The following is a 17,701-nucleotide window of genomic DNA, read 5'->3' on the forward strand; positions in this document are numbered from 1 at the left end:
GCATCGCCATCCTCAACCGCTTCACCGCACTCGGCATTCCCGTCACGCAGCCCGTCGGCTGACTTCAGACGGGAAAGGGGAAATCTGATCTTCAAACGCTTCATGCAACAGCGCCCCTTACGCGTACATAGTCGAAAATGCACAGCATCTTCGTCGAGGCCTAGGTTGGCAAGAAACGAGAAATGCCTAAGTCAAATCGCCTTCGATGGGTCCCGCCTAGTCCACTCTGTCGTTTCCGACATCGTTGCGTCTTAGGTTGCCGTGGCTCGAATGAGGCCGAGGCGGGGCAGCGTGACAATGAACGGCTGTGGTCGGAGTGGAGGGATTCGAACCCCCGACATCCTGGTCCCAAACCAGGCGCGCTACCAGACTGCGCTACACTCCGACACCTTTACCGGCACGACGCCCAAGATCAAAGCTGCGACCTGGGTCCGATAAGGGAATCACGTCACGCCTGTCCTGCATTGCCTTCCGGCAGTCGGGATGACGCGAACGTCGCACCCCGACGAGGCTGCTTTAGACCATTGTCGCGGCGGTGGAAAGGGCTAGGCGCAGGGCCAGGCCTCTTCTTGCGCCGAAAACGCGGGATGGGCCACTGGCTGGCCGATCTTCAGGCCCAGGCGCGCAGCCTCACCGCCTGCCACTTCCAGCACCATAAGGCGATCTGGCGCAGGATCGCCTGGGGCCGCGCCGGGAATCGGCGTCTCGTCCAATGGCGTCGCATTGCGGTGGATGTGCCGAATCACGCCGCTTTCGTCGATGAACACCATGTCGAGCGGGATCAGGGTGTTGCGCATCCAGAAGCTGACCGGCTGCGGGCGTTCGTAGACGAACAGCATGCCCTGCCCCGCCGGCAGATTCGTGCGGAACATCAGGCCGCGGGCGCGGCGTTCGGGCGTATCGGCGAGTTCGACCTGGAACGACAAGGCGCGGTCTTCGTCCAGCCCGATCAGAAGCCGACCGGCTTGGCACTGTGCCGGGGACGTGAAGGGCACGACCTGCTGCGCCAGCGCAGGGCCTTGCAGAAAACAGGTTGCGACCGCCAGGGCGCCGACGAATCTATTCGGCAACATGCGCCACGAAATCACCGCCGTTGCCGTTGCTATCCGGCTCTTCCTCCGAATGGGCGGGCAGTGCGCTGTCCCATGCAGAAACCTGCGCCGCCATCAGACCCCGCGGCCCCTCGACGACGCGAACGCAAACCGCCTCGCCGATGGCAAGGTCTGCAAAACCGGAATGGCGCAGCACTTCTATATGTATAAATACATCTTCGGAGTGACCGAAGATATTGGCAAAGCCGAATCCCTTGGACTTGTCGAACCATTTCACCCGCGCAGGGCGGAGCGGCAGGCTGTCCAGATGTTCGATGATCTCGATGTCTAGGTCGGCGATGGGCGGTTGTCCGTCCGATATCGGCGGCTCGATCGACACGACCTCGGCGGCCTGAACGCCGCGGCGGGTTTCCTGCACCAGAACGCGCACGCGTGACTGATCAGCCACCGAGCTGCGCCCGAAATTGCGCAGCACGTTGGCATGCAGCAGGATGTCCGTCCCACCATTGTCATCCAGGATGAACCCATAGCCCTTGGTCGGGTCGAACCACTTCACCAACCCGGTTACAAGCTTAAGGCCACCATCGTCAGTCATCGCATTCTCGTATTCATAGATCTACCCAGCCGAGGGACCCTAAGGTGTGCCCAAGGCAACCACAATACAGCACCTTACGTCGCGTGGAAATGCGCCCGTCCGATCCAATCTCTGCCCCGTGACGCGTTTCGTCAAGGTCAAGGAAAAAGACGGGCGGTTTGCCACCGATCGGCGCCGTCAAGCGTCCACTGGAAACGGTCGTGCAGGCGAAACGCGCCGTCGGCCCAGAACTCGATCTGGCTGGGCTTGATCCGGATCCCGCCCCAAAACGGCGGCCGCGTCGGATTTGTCCCATATTTCAGGCTGACTCGAGCGACCTCGGCCACCAAGGCGCCGCGACTGGACAGGGGTTGCGACTGGCGAGACGCCCAGGCGCCAAGGCGGCTTTGAAGCGCCCTGCTGTCGTAGTAGGCGTCGGCCTGCGGCCCCTCTTCGCGCGACGCTGTGCCGCGGACGCGGATCTGACGGCGCAGCGACTTCCAGTGCATCACGAAGGCGACCTTGCCGCTGGCCGCGATCTGCCGGCCCTTGGCGCTGTCATAGTTCGTGTAGAACACGAAGGATCCATCGGCCCCTTGTCCGTCGATATCCTTCAACAGGACCATCCGCACGTCCGGAAGCCCCTCGGGGTCGACCGTGGCCAGTGCGATCGCGTTGGGATCGTTCGGCTCTTCCTGCCTGGCTTCCTCGAGCCAGGCCCGAGCGATGTCGAACGGGTCGTCGCCCGAGAAGATTCCGGTTCGATCTGTCATCGCGCCTTCCTTGTGCTTGATGCGGCATAGCACTTGGCCTAACACCGCTCAAAGGGTTGAAACCGCGAGGGACGGCACATGTCAAGCGAGCAGAGAACTGGTCTGATGGCCGGCAAGCGGGGTCTCATCATGGGACTGGCCAACGACAAGTCGATTGCCTGGGGCATCGCCAAGGCCCTGGCGGCCGAAGGGGCTGAGCTTGCCTTCAGCTATCAGGGCGACGCGCTGAAGAAGCGCGTCGACCCGCTGGCCGCGCAGCTCGGCTCGACCACGGTGCTGCCCTGCGACGTGTCGGACGAAAGCTCGATCGACGCCCTCTTTGCGGCCCTGGGCGCGCAGTGGGACGGCCTCGACTTCGTCGTCCACGCCATCGGCTTTTCCGACAAGGAGCAGCTGCGCGGGCGCTATGCGGATACCACGCGCGACAACTTCCTGATGACGATGGACATCTCGGTCTATTCTTTCACCGCCGTCGCCCGCCGTGCCGCCGCGATGATGACGGATGGCGGGTCGATGCTGACGCTGACCTATTATGGGGCGGAACGCGTCATGCCGCACTACAACGTCATGGGCGTCGCCAAGGCCGCGCTCGAGGCCAGCGTCCGCTATCTGGCCGAGGATTTCGGCAAGAACGGCATTCGCGTGAACGCGATCAGCGCCGGCCCGATCAAGACCCTGGCGGCCAGCGGCATCGGGGATTTCCGCTATATCATGAAGTGGAACGAACTGAACTCTCCGCTGCGGCGCAACGTAACGCAGGAGGATGTCGGAAACTCAGCACTCTACCTGCTGTCGCGCCTGGGGGCCGGCGTCACTGGAGAGACGCATCACGTCGATGCGGGTTATCACGTCGTCGGCATGAAGGCGGTGGACGCGCCCGACATCGCGACGGTGAAGAAGGACTGATCGCGGCCGCCCCATGATCCAGGTCACGCCGGAACAGCTGGGCGTCTTCGTCGCGACGCTTGCGGTGGCCATCCTGTCGCCCGGCCCCGGCGTCATCGCCGTCAGCCAGGGCGCCTTCGCCCTTGGGCGCCGGCGTGCCCTGACCTACGGCTGGGGCTTGGCAATCGGCGCGTCGTTCTGGTGCCTCTTCGCGCTTCTGGGGCTGACGGCGCTGTTCCGCATCGCGCCCTGGACGCTGGTCTTGATGAAGGTGGTGGGCGGTCTCTACCTCATCTGGATCGGCACAAAGCTGTGGCGCCATGCAGCCGATCCCCTGCCCGACCCGGCCGATGCGCAGGGCATGACAATGCTGTCAGGGCTGACGCTGAACCTGTCGAACCCCAAGCCTGCGCTCTTTTACTCGGCGGTGCTGCTGTCGATCTTTCCCGCAGCATTGGGCATCGCCGACAAGGGGGCGATCTACGCTGTGGCCTTGTCGGTCGAGCTGTTCTTCTATACCGCACTGGCCAGCCTGATGGCGCTGCCGTTCCTGCGGCGGCGTTATTTCGCGGCGAAGTTCTGGATCGACCGGGCGGCGGGGCTTGCGATTGCGGCCCTGGGGCTGTCACTGGTCCTGCGGCATTGAAGGAGACCTGAACGTGAACGACCGCCTGCCACACGAGAAAGGGTTCCACGTCAGCTGGGACCAGCTGCACCGCGACGCCCGCGCGCTGGCCTGGCGCCTGGACGGGACCGAATGGCGCGCCGTCGTCGCCGTCACCCGCGGAGGCCTCGTGCCGGCGATGATCGTCGCGCGGGAACTGGACATCCGCACGATCGACACGATCTCGATCCGGTCCTACAAGGGTGTCGCTGCCGAGGCCGGTCAAGGCCAGCTGGAGGTCCTGAAGCGTCCCGACGCCGAACTGATGGGCGACGGCGACGGCATCCTGGTAGTGGACGATCTTGTCGATTCGGGCCGCACGCTGGAACTGATCCGAGAGATGTATCCCCAGGCCCACTTGGCGACCGTCTATGCCAAGCCCAAGGGCAAGCCGATGGTCGCGTCCTACGTGACCGAGGTCAGCCAGGACACCTGGATCTTCTTCCCTTGGGACATGGCCCTGCAATACGTCCAGCCCTTCCGCGGCGAGGACTGAGGCTTCTCACGACAGCTTGATCAACTTCCGGTTCCGCCCCGACGATCGGGCGGAACCCGGCGGGTCAGATGCGCATTGTGCACCCAATCGCAGGGTGCTTCTTCATCCTGCGTCATACACAGGAGAAAGACATGCGTAAGCTTCTTTTGACCACCGCCTTCGCCCTTCCCGTCGCTTTCGCCGCGCAGGCGCAGGACGCCGCCACGGATCCGGCCACCGAAACCGGGACCATGGAAACGGCCCCGATGGCGACCGACGCGACCACCGACCCCACGGCCGAGATGCCCGCAGCTGACATGGAAGCATCCGAAGACGCGGCTGCCGCATCGGCCGCCGAAAAGGTCGAACAGCAGCAGGCGGCAAACGAATGGCGCGTGGACTGGATCACCGGTACGACCGTGACCTCGCCCGACGGTGAGAACATCGGCTCGATCAGCGACCTGATCGTAGACGGCGACACCGGCCAGATGAAGGCCGCAGTCATTGGTGTCGGCGGCTTCCTCGGCATCGGTGAAAAACAGATCGCCCTGCCTTGGGAAGAGCTGACCATCAACTCGGACGCGCAAGAAATTACCTCGGACCTGACCAAGGAAGAGGCTGACGCAGCGCCGGAATATGTCTTCCGCGAGCAGGAGCAGCCGGCTGGCGAGATGATGACCGATCCCGCCGCCGGCACCACCGCGCCTGCGGCCGATCCGATGGCCACAGGCGGCATGGGCGCCACCACCGCGCCCGCCATGGACGCGACCACCGATCCCGCGGCGACTGAGATCATGGAAGAGCCTGCCGACAGCGGCGACATGCAGACCGAAACCATGGAGACCGAAACGGAAACCATGGAAGCTCAGCCGGTGGAGACCATGGAGGCCGAGCCGGCCGACGCCACGGAGGCTGAGCCGATGGAAGAAACGACCGAAACCGCCCCGGCGAACTGATTTCGGGTTGTTTCAAAAAAGGGCGACCCTGCGGTCGCCCTTCTTTTTCGTGTTCAGCCGTTGCTACGCGTAAAGCGCGCCGCGCCTTCGGCGGCGCGGTGCAGGGCACGGGACTTGTTCACTGTCTCCTGGAATTCGGCCTCGGGGTCGCTGTCATAGACGACACCGCCCCCTGCCTGGATATAAAGCGCCTGATCCTTGACCACACCCGTGCGCAGCGCGATGCACATGTCCATCTCCCCGTTCGCGGCGAAATAGCCGACGGCGCCGCCGTAGACGCCCCGCTTCTCAGGCTCCAGTTCGTCGATGATCTCCATCGCGCGGACCTTTGGCGCGCCTGACACGGTGCCTGCCGGCAGACCGGCCAGAAGCGCCGACAACGCATCCTCGCCGTCCCGCAGCTCTCCAACGACGTTCGAGACGATGTGCATGACGTGGCTATAGCGTTCGATCACGAACTTTTCGGTGGGGCGGACAGTGCCGGGCTTGGCCACCCGGCAGACATCGTTCCGCCCAAGGTCCAGCAGCATCAGGTGCTCGGCCAGTTCCTTCTGGTCAGAGAGAAGGTCGGCTTCCAGCGCCCGATCCTCGGCCTCATCCGCGCCACGCGGGCGGGTGCCGGCGATGGGGCGGATCGTGACCTCTCCGTCGCGCAGGCGGACCAGGATCTCGGGGCTGGCACCGACAATCTGGAACCCCCCCATGTTCAGGAAGAACATGAAGGGCGAGGGGTTCGTCCGCCGCAGGCTGCGGTAAAGCGCGAAGGGCGGCAGCGGAAACTCCATCCGCCAGCGCTGGCTGGGCACGACCTGGAAGATGTCCCCCGCGCGAATATAGTCCTTGGCCTTCTCGACGGCCGCCAGATAGTCGGCCTTGGCGAAGTTCGACACCGGCGTGCCGATTTGCGCGTCGTCGCCAAGGGCGCGCGGCTCGGAAGGCTGGCGGTCCAGCGACCGCAGCGCGTCCATGACCCGTTCGGCGGCGCGGGCATAGGCGGCGCGGGCATTGTCGCCGCCATCCTGCCAAGCCGGCGCGCAGAGCGTCACCTCACCTTTGACGCCGTCCAGTACCGCCACGACCGAGGGCCGCATCAGCATCGCGTCCGGCAGGTCCAAGGGGTCGGGGTTGACGTCTGGCAGGTGCTCGACCAGCCGGATCATGTCATAGCCCAAATAGCCGAACAGCCCCGCGGCGACCGGCGGCACCCCGTCCGGCATGGTCTCGATCCGGCTTTCCGCGATCAGCGCGCGCAGGCTGTCTAGCGCGGGGCGCGGGTCGTCCTCGAAGTCGGCCGAAAACCGTGCCTGGCGGTTGATCCGGGCGCGACCGTCGCGGCAGTCCCAGACCAGGTCCGGCTTCATCCCGACAATCGAATAGCGTCCGCGCACTTCTCCTCCGGTCACGGATTCAAGCATGAAGCTCTGCGGCGCGGCCTCGGCCAGCTTCAGCATCAGGCTGACGGGGGTGTCCAGGTCCGCCGCCAGCCTGATCGTCACCAGCTGATTGCGCCCGGCCTTCCATTCGGCCTCGAAGGCATCGAACTGGGGTGTCAGCTGCATCACTGGACCTGCGCGTTGATGGCGTTGATCGCCTGCTGGTTCAGCTGCAGCTCCGCCCCACGCTGGATGTGGCGGGCGTAGTAATCGAAGATGTCGGCCTGGATCGACTGGTCCAGCCGCGCCTGCACGGCCTGGCGGATCGGGCCGGCATCCTCGCCGCCCAGATCAGCGTCGTTGATTGCATCAAGACGCAGAACAAACACGCGGTCCCCCGCATCGACGACATCGACCTCGCCGGGTTCCGCCAGCGCAAAAGCCTGCGACAGAAGCTGGGGCGGAAGGCCATCCATCCAGTCGCTGCGCGAGAGGCCCTCTTCCATCGTCCAGGTCTCGGCCGGGGTGGCGGCTGGCTGCGGGTCCGCCGGCTGGCGTCCGGGATTGGCAACGACGCCATTCGCCCCGGCCGTCGATGCCTCGGGCGCGGGCGCGGGCGCAGTCTCGGCCACCGCGGCGACGCGCTCCTCGGCGGCAACGGCCAGCAGTTGGCGCTGCACCTCCGCCGCGCGCCAGTCGGCCAAGACCTCGTCGCGCACCTCCTCGAAGGGGATCAGCGTCGGCGGCACGATTTCGTCCAGGCGCAGGGCGAAGACGCCGCCATCGGCCAACTCAAACAGCTGCGGGAAGTCGCTGGTCTGAATCTCGGCGGCGCGTTCGCGGAAGGTCTCATAGCCTTCGATGCCGCCCTCGGTGGGGCTGGCGTCAGCGGTCCAGTCGATCTGGCCCAGTTCCAGCTCCGTCTCCTCGGCCAGATCCTCCAATGTGGCGCCACCCGCCAGCAGATCCTCGTAATCGGGCGCGCGGTCCTGGATCATCCGTGCGGCGGCGCTTAGCGCGGCCTCGGCCCGCAGATCGTCGCGCGCTTCCTCGAAGGTGACGTTGACGGGATCAAGGATCGCATTCACCGAAAACAGCGCAGGCCCCAGGTCGGTCTGGATGGGGCCGACGACGCCGGGCTGCTCCAGCGCGAAGACCTCTGACGCGGCGGCGCCGAGTTCGGCCTCGGTCATTTCGCCCAGTTCGACATCCTCCAGCGTCAGTCCACGCTCCAGTACAAAGGACTCGAACGGCTTCTCGGCGGCGTCGATCTGGGCGCGGGCGGCTTGGGCCTGTTCGGCATCCGGGAAGACCAGCCGGCTGACCAGGCGACGCTCGGGCTGCTGGAACTCGGCGATGTTCTGGTCATAGACGGCGCGGAGCGCGGCCTCATCAAGCTGCACCTCCGAGGAGAGCATATTGGGCGTGGCCCAGGCATAGGTTATCCGGCGCGTCTCGGGCGCGGTGAAGCGGTCGCCGTTTGCCTCGTGCCAGGCGCGCAGGGTCTGCTCGTCGGGTTCGGCCACGGGGGCGGGAAGATCGTCCTCGGTCAGTTCGCGCCAGCTGAAGTCGCGCGTCTCAAGAAGCCAACGCGTGGTCAGGTCGACCATGGGTTCCGGCGTCTGAACGCCACCCGCGACGGCGCGCTGCAGCAGCAGCCTCGCCTCATCGTCGCGGACGTCGGCTTCGAAATCGGCCTCGGTCAGACGCTCGCGGCGCAGGATCTCGCCATAGGCGGTGCGGTCGAAATCGCCGTTCGGGCCGCGGAAGGCGTCGGCCTGCATGATCGTCTGCGCCACCTGCGCGTCGCCCACCGACACGCCGATGCGGCGCGCCTGTTCTGCCAGCGCGGCTGCCGCGATCAGCCGCGCCTGCACCGCCTGCGGAATGCCCAGCTGCTGCGCCTGCTGCATCGTGATTGGCTGACCGGTCTGTTGCGAGAAGGCCCGGATCTCCTGCTGCAGGGCCCGCGCATAATCGTCGGCGCTGATCGAGGTCTCGCCCACCGATGCGACCTCGGTCGTACCGCCCGAAAAGCTGGTAACGCCGAAGCCCCCCAGCCCCAGCACCATCAGACCCATCAGGATCCAGACGATGGACGATTTGCCCTTGGTTCGCAGCTGTGACATGGCGCGGCCTTCCTCGTGGTCGTGTCGTTGCCGTCTTTAGGACGGCGCAGGCCGCGCCACAAGTGGATCAGGGTCGAAGCGCCGCCAGACGCTCTGCCAGCGCGGCGATCCCGTCCGCATCGACATTGGCGAAGGCCAGCCGCAGGTGCCGCGCGCCGGCCGGATCGTCATTGGGCGTGAACATCGTGCCGGGCAGCGCCAGGACGCCAATGTCGCGCACCATCCGCCGCGCCAGATCGGCCGAGCTTTCCGCGAAGGGATGTTCCACCCAGGCGAAATAGGCGCCCGCGCTTTTCAGCCGCCAGCCCGGCAACGCGCCAAGGGCGGCTTCAGTAGCGGCGCGGCGGGCAAGGATCTCTGCCCGCTCACCCGCCAGCCACTGGCGCAGGTTCGCCATGCCCCAGACCGCCCCCACCTGCCCCAGTTGCGAGGGAGAGATCGCCACCGTGTCGAGGAACTTCTCGACCTCGGCCAGCCGCGCCTCTCCGGCAACTATCGCGCCGACGCGGTGCCCGGTCAGCCGGTAGGCCTTGGAGAAGCTGTAGAGCTGGATCAGCGTGGCGTCCCAGTCCTGGCGGGTCAGTAGATCGTGTGGAGCACCGTCGCGGCTGTCAAAATCGCGATAGGTTTCGTCAACGACCAGCGCCAGCCCGTGCTCTTGCGCCAGGTCGAAGAACCGGCCCACCAAGTTCGCCGGATATTCGGCGCCCGAGGGGTTGTTCGGCGTCACCAACACGATCGCCCGGGTCCGCGGCCCGATCAGGGCGCGCGCGTGGTCGGGATCGGGCAGCATGTCGTCGCCGCAGGGCAGCGGCACCGCCTGCACACCCGACATGTCCAGCCACATCTTGTGGTTGAAATACCAGGGTGTCGGCAGGATGACCTGATCCCCCGCCCCCGCCAGCGTCGCCATCGCGGCGCAAAAGGCCTGGTTGCAGCCCTGCGTGATCGCCACCTGACCCGCCGCGACGGACCCGCCATAGGCAGCCGAGAATTCAGCCGCAACGGCCTCTCGCAGATCGACGTTGCCCAGCACCGGACCATAGAGATGCGCCTCGAGGCGCGTCAGCGTTGCCTCGGCGATAGCGCGGCGCAGTCCTTCTGGCGGCGGATCGACCGGCGCGGCTTGGCTGACGTTGATCAGTGGCCGGTCAGGCGGAAAATCGACGCCCGTCAGCCAGCGCCGCGCCTCCATCACCGGGGGCGCAAAAGTGGCCGCAAGGGCGGGGTTCAGAGGGGTCATGTCAGTTCCGCTCCAGTCGGCGAAGGTCGGTAAGGTCGGGCGGCAGCGACAGGTCGAGCGCGGGACTTGGCAGTCGCGGCGCGGTGTCGGGACTGCCGGCGGCCTCGGGCGCGATCTGCGGAAGGGCGTCGCGTTCGGCATCGGCCTCTGGCTGCGCCAGGGTCGCGGGCGTCGTCCGCGGCATGTCAGCGGTCGGCGGTGCGGGCAGCGTCAGCGCGGGCGTGCCTTCGCCGGCATCAGGTTGCAGAGGACCCCGGCCGTCGGCCTGCGTTTCGGGGCGCGCGGGCTGAACCGGGGGAAAGGCCGCTGCCTCCTGCGCGGGGGCGGTAAGCGGTCCCGCAGGGACTGCGCGCTCGGCCGCGCCACCCTGTTCCGGCAGCACCGGCGGAAGGTCGCCCCCGCGCCCGAACTCGGACCCGGCGGGCAGGTCCAGCGGCTTGGTCAGCGCCGGAGCCGGATCGGCAGGCACCCCGTCCACGAACGGGGCGACGTCAGGTGCCCTCGGGGGCGCATCGGGCTGGGTTGACCCGTCCGCCTCGTCCTGCCGCAGCGGCGCTGAGGGAACCTCGGTGTCAGCTGGCGGTGGCGCCAACAAGGCGTCGATGCCTGGCTGCGACAGCGTTGCAGGTTGTTCCGCCGGGTTGTCGGCATCAGCCCGCGGCAGCGGCGCGGACTCCTCTGCCGGAACATCGATATCGGCAGGCGGTGGCGCCAACAAGGCGTCGGTGTCTGGCTGCGGCAGCGTTGCAGGTTGTTCCGCCGGGTTGTCGGCATCAGCCTCCGGCAGCGGCGCGGTTTGCTCAGGCGGGGCATCCGCCGCGGTCTGCGGCAGGGGTGCCAGCAGCGACAGCACCGCCAGCGCCGTCGCGCCCAGAAGCCCGCCATGCACCATGCCTGCCAGAAATCCCCGTGCCATCCGTCCTCGACCCGCCATGTCATCATCCCGGCCGGTCTTGACCCCCGGTCACGCTTTGCCCCATCTATAGCGGACGCTTTCGCGAGGGGGAACCGCCCCTTCCGCCGGTCCGTCACATCACTGCCGCAAGGTGCCCGCGATGATCCTTCTGATCGACAACTACGACAGCTTCACCTGGAACCTCGTCCACTACATGGGCGAGGCCGGCGCCGAGGTGACGGTCCGCCGCAACGACCAGATCACCGTGGACGAGGCGCTGGAGATGGGTGCGGACGGGATCGTCATCTCTCCGGGGCCCTGCAACCCGGCGCAGGCGGGCATCTGCCTGGACCTGATCCGCGCGGCATCCGACAGGGCGGTGCCGATATTGGGCGTCTGCCTGGGCCACCAGGCGATCGGGGAAGCGTTCGGCGGCCGCATCGTCCGCGCGGGCCGCATCCTGCACGGCAAGGTCGATGCGATCAGCCACGACGGCACCGGAGTCTTCGCCGGCCTGCCATCGCCCCTGAACGCCACACGCTATCATTCGCTGACGGTCGAACCGGACAGCCTGCCGGACTGCCTTCGCATCACCGCGACCTCGGGCGACGGGACGATCATGGGTCTGGTCCACCGCAACCTGCCCATTGAGGGGGTTCAGTTCCATCCCGAATCCATCGCCTCGGAACATGGTCACGAGATGATCCGCAGCTTCCTGACGCGCTGCACGCCCCGCGAGAACGCCGCATGACCACCGACATCCGCCCACTGATCGGGCTTGCCGCCACCCGCCCGCTGACCGGCCCCGAAGCCGAGGCCGCATTCTCGGCACTGTTCGACGGGGCGGCGACACCCGCGCAGATCGGCGGCCTGCTGATGGCCCTGCGCGTGCGTGGAGAGACGGTGCAGGAAATCGCCGCAGCCGCGCGCGCGATGCGGGCCCGCATGAACCGCGTGCGCGCGCACGAGGGGGCGATGGACATCGTCGGCACAGGCGGCGACGGCAAGGGCACGCTCAACATCTCGACTGCCACGGCCTTTGTCGTGGCGGGGGCCGGCGTGGCCGTCGCCAAGCACGGCAACCGCAACCTGTCGTCGAAGTCGGGCGCGGCGGATGCACTGGTTCAGATGGGGATCAATGTCATGGGCGGGCCTGCCGTCGCGCAGCAGGCGCTGGACCGGGCCGGCATCTGCTTCATGATGGCGCCGATGCACCATCCCGCGATGCGCCATGTCGGCCCTCCCCGGGCCGAGCTGGGCACCCGCACCGTCTTCAACCTGCTGGGACCGCTGACGAACCCTGCCTCGGTCCGGCGCCAACTGACCGGGGCCTTCAGCGCCGAGTGGATTCGTCCCATGGCCGAGGTGCTGCGCGATCTGGGGTCTGACGCGGCCTGGCTGGTCCACGGCGGCGACGGCACGGATGAGCTTTCCATCGCCGCCGAAAGCCATGTGGCGGCGCTGAAGGACGGCCAGATCAGCGAATTCACCATCTCGCCCGAGGATGCGGGCCTGCCCCGCCACCCTTTCGAAGCCATCGTCGGCGGAGAGCCGTCGCACAACGCAGCAGAGTTTCGCGCGCTGCTGGACGGGGCGACCGGGGCCTACCGCGACGCGGTTCTGCTCAATTCGGCGGCGGCGCTTTTGGTGGCGGGCAAGGTGACGGACTTGCGCGACGGCGCAGCCATGGCCGCCGAATCGATCGACAGCGGCGCCGCGAGGGAGCGCCTGACCGCACTGGCGCAGGTGACCGGGGCACCCGAAGCGTGAAACCGCCAAAGCATTGGGCTCATCTGCCGTTCTTCCGAAACGACTGGCCGGCGATCCGCGACCGGTTGGCGAATAGTGCCTTTTTGCCCGGCCCGGACCAAATCTTCGCAGCGCTTGAGGCCACCACACCCGAAGAAGTCCGCGTTGTGATCCTGGGGCAGGATCCCTACCCCACGCCGGGACATGCGAACGGGCTGGCCTTTTCGGTCACGCCAGAGACGCCCTTGCCGCGGTCGCTGAAGAACATCTTCCGCGAATTGAAGGACGATCTTGGCGCTGCTCCGCCCACAGGCGACCTGTCGAACTGGGCGCGGCAGGGAGTGCTGCTGCTGAACAGCGCGCTCTCTGTCACGCCGGGCAATGCCGGCGCCCATGCGGGTTGGGGTTGGAGCAGCCTGGCCCGCGATGCCGTAGCCGAAGCGCAGCGCCACCATCCGCTGGCGTTCCTGATCTGGGGCAACCATGCCAAGAAGACACTGGCCGGCCTGCCCCGCCCGCAGGACATGGTGATCGCGACGGCGCATCCCTCGCCCCTGTCGGCGCGGCGGGGGTTCTTCGGCAGCCGGCCCTTCAGCCGCATCAACGCCTGGCTGGAAAGCCAGGGCCAGCCCCCTATCGACTGGACGCGGTGACCCCTTCCCCAGCATGACGCATGGCGATAGAACCCTGTCATGGACATTCTGGAAAAGATCAAGGCCTACAAGCTGGAAGAGATCGCGGCCGCGAAGGCCGCCCGCCCGCTGGCCGATGTCGAGGCCGCCGCCCGCCAGGCGTCGGCCCCCCGCGGATTTGCCGCCGCACTGGACCGGGCCGCGGCCGCCGGTCCCGCTCTCATCGCTGAAATCAAGAAGGCCAGCCCGTCCAAGGGCCTGATCCGGCCCGACTTCGACCCGCCCGCTTTGGCCCGCGCCTATGCGGCGGGCGGCGCCGCCTGCCTGTCGGTTCTGACCGATGCGCCCAGCTTTCAGGGTGCGCCGGAATATCTGGCATCTGCTCGCGATGCCTGCGACCTGCCGGCGTTGCGCAAGGACTTCCTCCACGACACTTATCAGGTGGCCGAGGCGCGGGCTTGGGGCGCGGACTGCATCCTGATCATCATGGCCTCGGTCGATGATACCCTGGCGGCCGAGCTCGAGGATGCCGCCTGCCACTGGGGCATGGACGCGCTGATCGAGGTTCACGACCAGGCCGAGCTTGACCGCGCGCTGCGGTTGAAGTCGCCGCTGATCGGCATAAACAACCGCAATCTCAGGACGTTCGAGGTCAGTCTTGATGTGACGCGCAATCTATCGGCACGCATCCCTGAAGAACGTCAGGTGGTCTGCGAAAGCGGGCTGTTCACGTCGGAGGATCTTCGCCAGATGATGAACTGCGGCGCGCGCCGCTTCCTGATCGGTGAAAGCCTGATGCGGCAGGAGGATGTCGGTGCCGCGACGCGCACGATCCTGGATGTCGCGGCATGACGCTGACGCATTTCGACGCCTCGGGTCAGGCACACATGGTCGATGTCTCGGACAAGGCCGAAACCGTGCGCGAGGCTGTGGCCACCGGCTGCGTGATCATGACCGCATCGACGCTGAAGCTTGCGCATGCTGGGGCCGCCAAGGGCGACGTGCTGGGCGTGGCACGCCTGGCCGGCATCATGGGTGCCAAGCGGACAGCCGACCTGATCCCGCTGTGCCACCCGCTGCCGATCAGCAAGGTGGCGCTGGATCTGGTCCCCGACCCGACCCTGCCGGGCGTCCGCGTGACCGCCACCGTGCGCACGACGGGGCGCACCGGTGTCGAGATGGAGGCCCTGACCGCCGTCACCACCGCCTGCCTGACGGTCTATGACATGCTGAAGGCGGCCGAGAAATCCATGCAGATCACCGACATCCACCTTCTGAGAAAAGAGGGCGGCAAGTCAGGCCTCTATGAGGCACAGGCATGATTTCGGTCGAGGAAGCGCTGGCAAAGGTCCTGTCGCTGGCCCCGGCGCCCAAGGGGGAAGCCGTGCCTCTGGATCAGGCAAACGGGCGCGTGCTTCTGCAGCCCGCGGTATCGCGCCTGACGCAGCCGCCGTTCAATGCCTCGGCGATGGACGGCTATGCAATGCGGCTTGTCGATCTGCCGGGCCCGCTACGGATCGTCGGAACCAGCGCGGCAGGCCATCCGTGGACCGGCACGCCAACCCCCGGAACCGCAGTCCGGATCTTCACCGGCGCACCGGTGCCGCCAGGCTATGACCACGTCGAGTTGCAGGAAAATACCAGCGTCAAGGGCGAATTCGTCAGCGTCGAACGACCGTCATCCGGCCGCAACATCCGCGCCCGCGGCAACGACTTTGCCGAAGGCGATGTCGTCGAGGCCGGGCGGCTTCTGCAGGCGGCGGATATCGGTCTTCTGGCAGCGATGAACCTGTCAGCAGTCACCGTCGCCCGGCGCCCCCGCGTCGCGGTTCTCGCGGGCGGGGATGAGCTTGTTCGGCCGGGCAGCCCCGTCGCCGAGGGGCAGATCGTCAGTTCGAACGACCTTGCCGTCGCCGCGCTGGCGCGCGATGCCGGGGCCATCGTCGACATGCTGCCCATCGCGCAGGATACCGAAGAGAGCCTGCGCCAGAGTTTCGATGCCGCCAGGGGTGCTGACTTGGTCGTGACCATCGGCGGTGCATCGGTCGGGGACCATGACCTTGTCGCAAAGGTCGCCGCAGGCCTGGGTATGGAGCGGTCGTTCTACAAGATCGCCATACGGCCCGGAAAGCCGTTGATGGCTGGCCACATCAATGGCGGAGCCTTGATCGGGCTGCCGGGAAATCCCGTCTCTGCAATCGTTTGCGCCATCTTGTTCGTGCAGCCCTTGATCCGGCGGATGCAGGGTACGACCGCGCATTCGCCGCTTCGTCGGGGGCTGCTGGCGCATGACCTGCCGGCCGAGGGACCGCGCCAGCATTACCTGAGGGCGACGCTGGAGGATGGCGACCTGTTGCCGGTGATCCGCCCCTTCACGGACCAAGATTCAGCGCGCCTGTCGCTGATGGCGCAGGCGGATGCGCTGCTGGTTCGGCCGGCGAACGATCCGCCCCGGAAGGCAGGGTCCTGCGCCGATTTCATTCCGCTTCGCCGCTGAAGATTAATCGTTTTTTCATCATCGTATGCGCTGATGATTGACGCGATTCTGCAGGCGGGGTAGAACATTGAACGAACATGTGTGCGAAGGGCGGGCCATGCTGACAAGAAAGCAGATCGAACTGCTGGAGTTCATTCAGAAGCGGATGATGCGCGACGGCGTGCCACCGTCATTCGACGAGATGAAGGACGCGCTGGACCTTCGGTCCAAGTCGGGCATCCACCGGCTTGTGACCGCGCTGGAAGAGCGGGGGTTCATCCGACGCCTGCCGCATCGCGCCCGCGCATTGGAGGTCTTGCGCCTGCCGGACGCGCTGGCGCACCTGACGGACACCCCGCCAGCGCCTGCGAAATCCACCTTCACCCCTCGCGTCATCACCAACCAGCGACCTGCCCGCCCGCGCGGAGCATTGACGGTCGTGGACAGTCCCGCGGTCCAGCTCCCGCTAATGGGTCGCATCGCTGCCGGGGTTCCCATCGAAGCAATCTCCGAAGTTTCCCATCACGTCTCGGTGCCGGGAACGATGCTGTCGGGGCGAGAGCATCATTACGCGCTCGAGGTAACGGGTGATTCGATGATCGACGCCGGGATCAACGATGGTGATGTCGTCGTCATTCGAGAGCAGGACACCGCAGATAACGGCGACATCATCGTGGCCTTGGTCGATGATCAGGAAGCGACGCTGAAGCGCTATCGCCGCAAGGGCTCGATGATCGCGCTCGAGGCCGCCAACTCGGCCTATGAGACCCGGTTGCTGCCCGAGGATCGGGTGCGCATCCAGGGTCGGCTTGTGGGCCTGATCCGCAGCTATTGATCTGCCTCGGCCGAGAGAAATCTCGGTTCAGATCTCCATGAAGCCTGGACCGGCGCGTCCCAGCAGTTCACGCGCGAGGTCGTCGCCTATGGCGGGGCCATCGGCCACGACCCCTTCCCGCATCGCGGCGACGACCGCGCTGCCGTCGGGGCGCAGGATCTCGCCCCGCAGCGTCATCGTCGGCCCCGAAATCTCGGCCAAACCCGCGATGGGCGTCTGACATGACCCATCGAGCCGGGCCAGGAACGCCCGCTCGGCCGCGATGCGGAACCCCGTCTGCGGATCATGGATGGACGCCAACAGCATCTCGACGACGACATCGTCCTGCCGCCGCTCGATGCCGATGGCCCCCTGAGCGACGGCAGGAAGCATCTCGGCAGGGTCAATGGCGCTGCGTGCGACATCGGCCATGTTCAGCCGGTTGAGGCCGGCCATGGCAAGGAAGGTCGCCGTCGCAACACCTTCGTCCAGCTTGCGCATCCGCGTCTGGACGTTGCCCCGGAACTCGACCAGGCAAAGGTCGGGACGGCGATGCGCCAGTTGGGCCCGACGGCGCAGGCTGGATGATCCGACCACCGCACCCTGCGGCAGATCGGCGATCGACGTGACGTGGGGGCTGACAAAGGCATCCCGGACATCCTCGCGCGGAAGAAGGCAGTCGATCACCAGGCCTTCGGGCTGCAGGGTCGGCATGTCCTTCATCGAATGCACGGCGATGTCGATTGCCCCGTCCGCCAAGGCCTCCTCGATCTCTCGCGTGAACAGGCCCTTGCCACCAATTTCCTTCAGCGGGCGGTCCGTGACCCGGTCGCCGGTCGTCTTGATCGGCACGATCTGGAACGCTTCGGCAGGCAGGGAATGCGCGGCCATCAGCCGGTCGCGGGTCTCGTGGGCCTGGGCAAGAGCCAGGACCGATCCGCGTGTTCCGATCCGCAGCGGGCGGGAGGTGTCGGGCATCTGTTTCATGGCCACCGCATAGCTGGCGGGCGC

19 protein-coding genes and 1 tRNA gene are annotated in these 17,701 nt (G+C 66.6%); 11 read left to right on the top strand and 9 right to left on the bottom strand.

The genetic code is table 11. The annotated features are described in order from the left end of the window. Positions 1 to 308: 308 nt before the first annotated feature. From OC184_RS08880 to pdxH, 4 genes are all read right to left on the bottom strand, one after another. Positions 309 to 385 (bottom strand) — tRNA-Pro (locus OC184_RS08880). A 160-nt stretch (positions 386 to 545) separates the two neighbouring features. Further along, a complete protein-coding gene (locus OC184_RS08885) occupies positions 546 to 1,073 on the bottom strand; it encodes a DUF192 domain-containing protein (protein WP_265506849.1) in 528 nt (175 codons plus the stop codon). After that, a complete protein-coding gene (locus tag OC184_RS08890) occupies positions 1,060 to 1,647 on the bottom strand; it encodes a cold-shock protein (RefSeq protein ID WP_265506850.1) in 588 nt (195 codons plus the stop codon). The genes OC184_RS08885 and OC184_RS08890 overlap by 14 nt, the downstream gene beginning before the upstream one ends. A 137-nt stretch (positions 1,648 to 1,784) precedes the next feature. After that, entirely contained in the window at positions 1,785 to 2,399 is a 615-nt protein-coding gene (gene pdxH, locus OC184_RS08895; protein WP_265506851.1) for a pyridoxamine 5'-phosphate oxidase, read from the bottom strand. A 78-nt stretch (positions 2,400 to 2,477) separates the two neighbouring features. Between pdxH and fabI the strand changes: the two genes are divergently transcribed. The 4 genes from fabI (at position 2,478) to OC184_RS08915 (ending at position 5,379) form a co-directional block, all read left to right on the top strand. Further along, complete coding sequence (fabI, locus tag OC184_RS08900; protein ID WP_265506852.1) at positions 2,478 to 3,305, top strand: enoyl-ACP reductase FabI; 828 nt, start codon at positions 2,478 to 2,480, stop codon at positions 3,303 to 3,305. Positions 3,306 to 3,318: 13 nt separating this feature from the next. Continuing rightward, entirely contained in the window at positions 3,319 to 3,930 is a 612-nt protein-coding gene (locus OC184_RS08905) for a LysE family translocator (protein WP_265506853.1), read from the top strand. Positions 3,931 to 3,943: 13 nt separating this feature from the next. After that, complete coding sequence (gene gpt, locus OC184_RS08910) at positions 3,944 to 4,444, top strand: xanthine phosphoribosyltransferase (protein ID WP_265506854.1); 501 nt, start codon at positions 3,944 to 3,946, stop codon at positions 4,442 to 4,444. A 131-nt stretch (positions 4,445 to 4,575) separates the two neighbouring features. Beyond that, positions 4,576 to 5,379 carry a PRC-barrel domain-containing protein gene (locus OC184_RS08915; RefSeq protein ID WP_265506855.1) on the top strand — a complete coding sequence of 268 codons (804 nt, stop codon included), beginning with the start codon at positions 4,576 to 4,578 and terminating at the stop codon, positions 5,377 to 5,379. A 53-nt stretch (positions 5,380 to 5,432) separates the two neighbouring features. Here the strand turns inward: OC184_RS08915 and trpE are convergent, their stop codons facing one another. The 4 genes from trpE to OC184_RS08935 all read right to left on the bottom strand — a co-directional run bounded on the left by trpE (position 5,433) and on the right by OC184_RS08935 (position 11,040). Continuing rightward, positions 5,433 to 6,938, bottom strand: a complete 1,506-nt coding sequence (gene trpE / locus OC184_RS08920) for an anthranilate synthase component I (RefSeq protein WP_265506856.1) — start codon at positions 6,936 to 6,938, stop codon at positions 5,433 to 5,435. Next, positions 6,938 to 8,881 (bottom strand): peptidylprolyl isomerase, encoded by a 1,944-nt coding sequence (locus tag OC184_RS08925; protein ID WP_265506857.1) that lies wholly within the window; start codon positions 8,879 to 8,881, stop codon positions 6,938 to 6,940. The genes trpE and OC184_RS08925 overlap by 1 nt, the downstream gene beginning before the upstream one ends. Before the next feature lie 67 nt (positions 8,882 to 8,948). Beyond that, positions 8,949 to 10,124 (bottom strand): aminotransferase, encoded by a 1,176-nt coding sequence (locus OC184_RS08930; protein ID WP_265506858.1) that lies wholly within the window; start codon positions 10,122 to 10,124, stop codon positions 8,949 to 8,951. Between the two features lies 1 nt (position 10,125). Continuing rightward, a complete protein-coding gene (locus OC184_RS08935) occupies positions 10,126 to 11,040 on the bottom strand; it encodes a hypothetical protein (RefSeq protein ID WP_265506859.1) in 915 nt (304 codons plus the stop codon). 139 nt (positions 11,041 to 11,179) lie between these two features. Here OC184_RS08935 and OC184_RS08940 point away from each other — a divergent pair, with 139 nt between their 5' ends. From OC184_RS08940 to lexA, 7 genes are all read left to right on the top strand, one after another. Further along, positions 11,180 to 11,770: an anthranilate synthase component II gene (locus tag OC184_RS08940; protein ID WP_265506860.1), complete on the top strand. Its 591-nt coding sequence runs from the start codon at positions 11,180 to 11,182 to the stop codon at positions 11,768 to 11,770. Further along, the gene (gene trpD / locus OC184_RS08945; RefSeq protein WP_265506861.1) at positions 11,767 to 12,789 is read left to right on the top strand and encodes an anthranilate phosphoribosyltransferase; all 1,023 of its coding nucleotides are present in this window, start codon (positions 11,767 to 11,769) and stop codon (positions 12,787 to 12,789) included. Before OC184_RS08940 ends, trpD begins: the two co-directional genes overlap by 4 nt. Next, positions 12,786 to 13,421 (top strand): uracil-DNA glycosylase, encoded by a 636-nt coding sequence (locus OC184_RS08950; protein WP_265506862.1) that lies wholly within the window; start codon positions 12,786 to 12,788, stop codon positions 13,419 to 13,421. The genes trpD and OC184_RS08950 overlap by 4 nt, the downstream gene beginning before the upstream one ends. 39 nt (positions 13,422 to 13,460) lie before the next feature. Next, complete coding sequence (gene trpC / locus OC184_RS08955) at positions 13,461 to 14,252, top strand: indole-3-glycerol phosphate synthase TrpC (protein WP_265506863.1); 792 nt, start codon at positions 13,461 to 13,463, stop codon at positions 14,250 to 14,252. Then, the gene (gene moaC / locus OC184_RS08960; protein WP_265506864.1) at positions 14,249 to 14,722 is read left to right on the top strand and encodes a cyclic pyranopterin monophosphate synthase MoaC; all 474 of its coding nucleotides are present in this window, start codon (positions 14,249 to 14,251) and stop codon (positions 14,720 to 14,722) included. The genes trpC and moaC overlap by 4 nt, the downstream gene beginning before the upstream one ends. Beyond that, positions 14,719 to 15,897 (top strand): molybdopterin molybdotransferase MoeA, encoded by a 1,179-nt coding sequence (locus tag OC184_RS08965; RefSeq protein WP_265506865.1) that lies wholly within the window; start codon positions 14,719 to 14,721, stop codon positions 15,895 to 15,897. The genes moaC and OC184_RS08965 overlap by 4 nt, the downstream gene beginning before the upstream one ends. A 97-nt stretch (positions 15,898 to 15,994) precedes the next feature. Next, positions 15,995 to 16,711, top strand: a complete 717-nt coding sequence (gene lexA / locus OC184_RS08970) for a transcriptional repressor LexA (RefSeq protein WP_265506866.1) — start codon at positions 15,995 to 15,997, stop codon at positions 16,709 to 16,711. Positions 16,712 to 16,738: 27 nt separating this feature from the next. On the opposite strand, the gene hemC is transcribed toward lexA, so the two are convergent. Next, positions 16,739 to 17,668, bottom strand: coding sequence for a hydroxymethylbilane synthase (gene hemC / locus OC184_RS08975; RefSeq protein ID WP_265506904.1), 930 nt, complete (start codon positions 17,666 to 17,668; stop codon positions 16,739 to 16,741). Between the last annotated feature and the right edge of the window lie 33 nt (positions 17,669 to 17,701).

The organism is Paracoccus rhizosphaerae, assembly GCF_026162645.1.
In the GTDB taxonomy this organism is placed as follows: Bacteria; Pseudomonadota; Alphaproteobacteria; order Rhodobacterales; family Rhodobacteraceae; genus Paracoccus; species Paracoccus rhizosphaerae.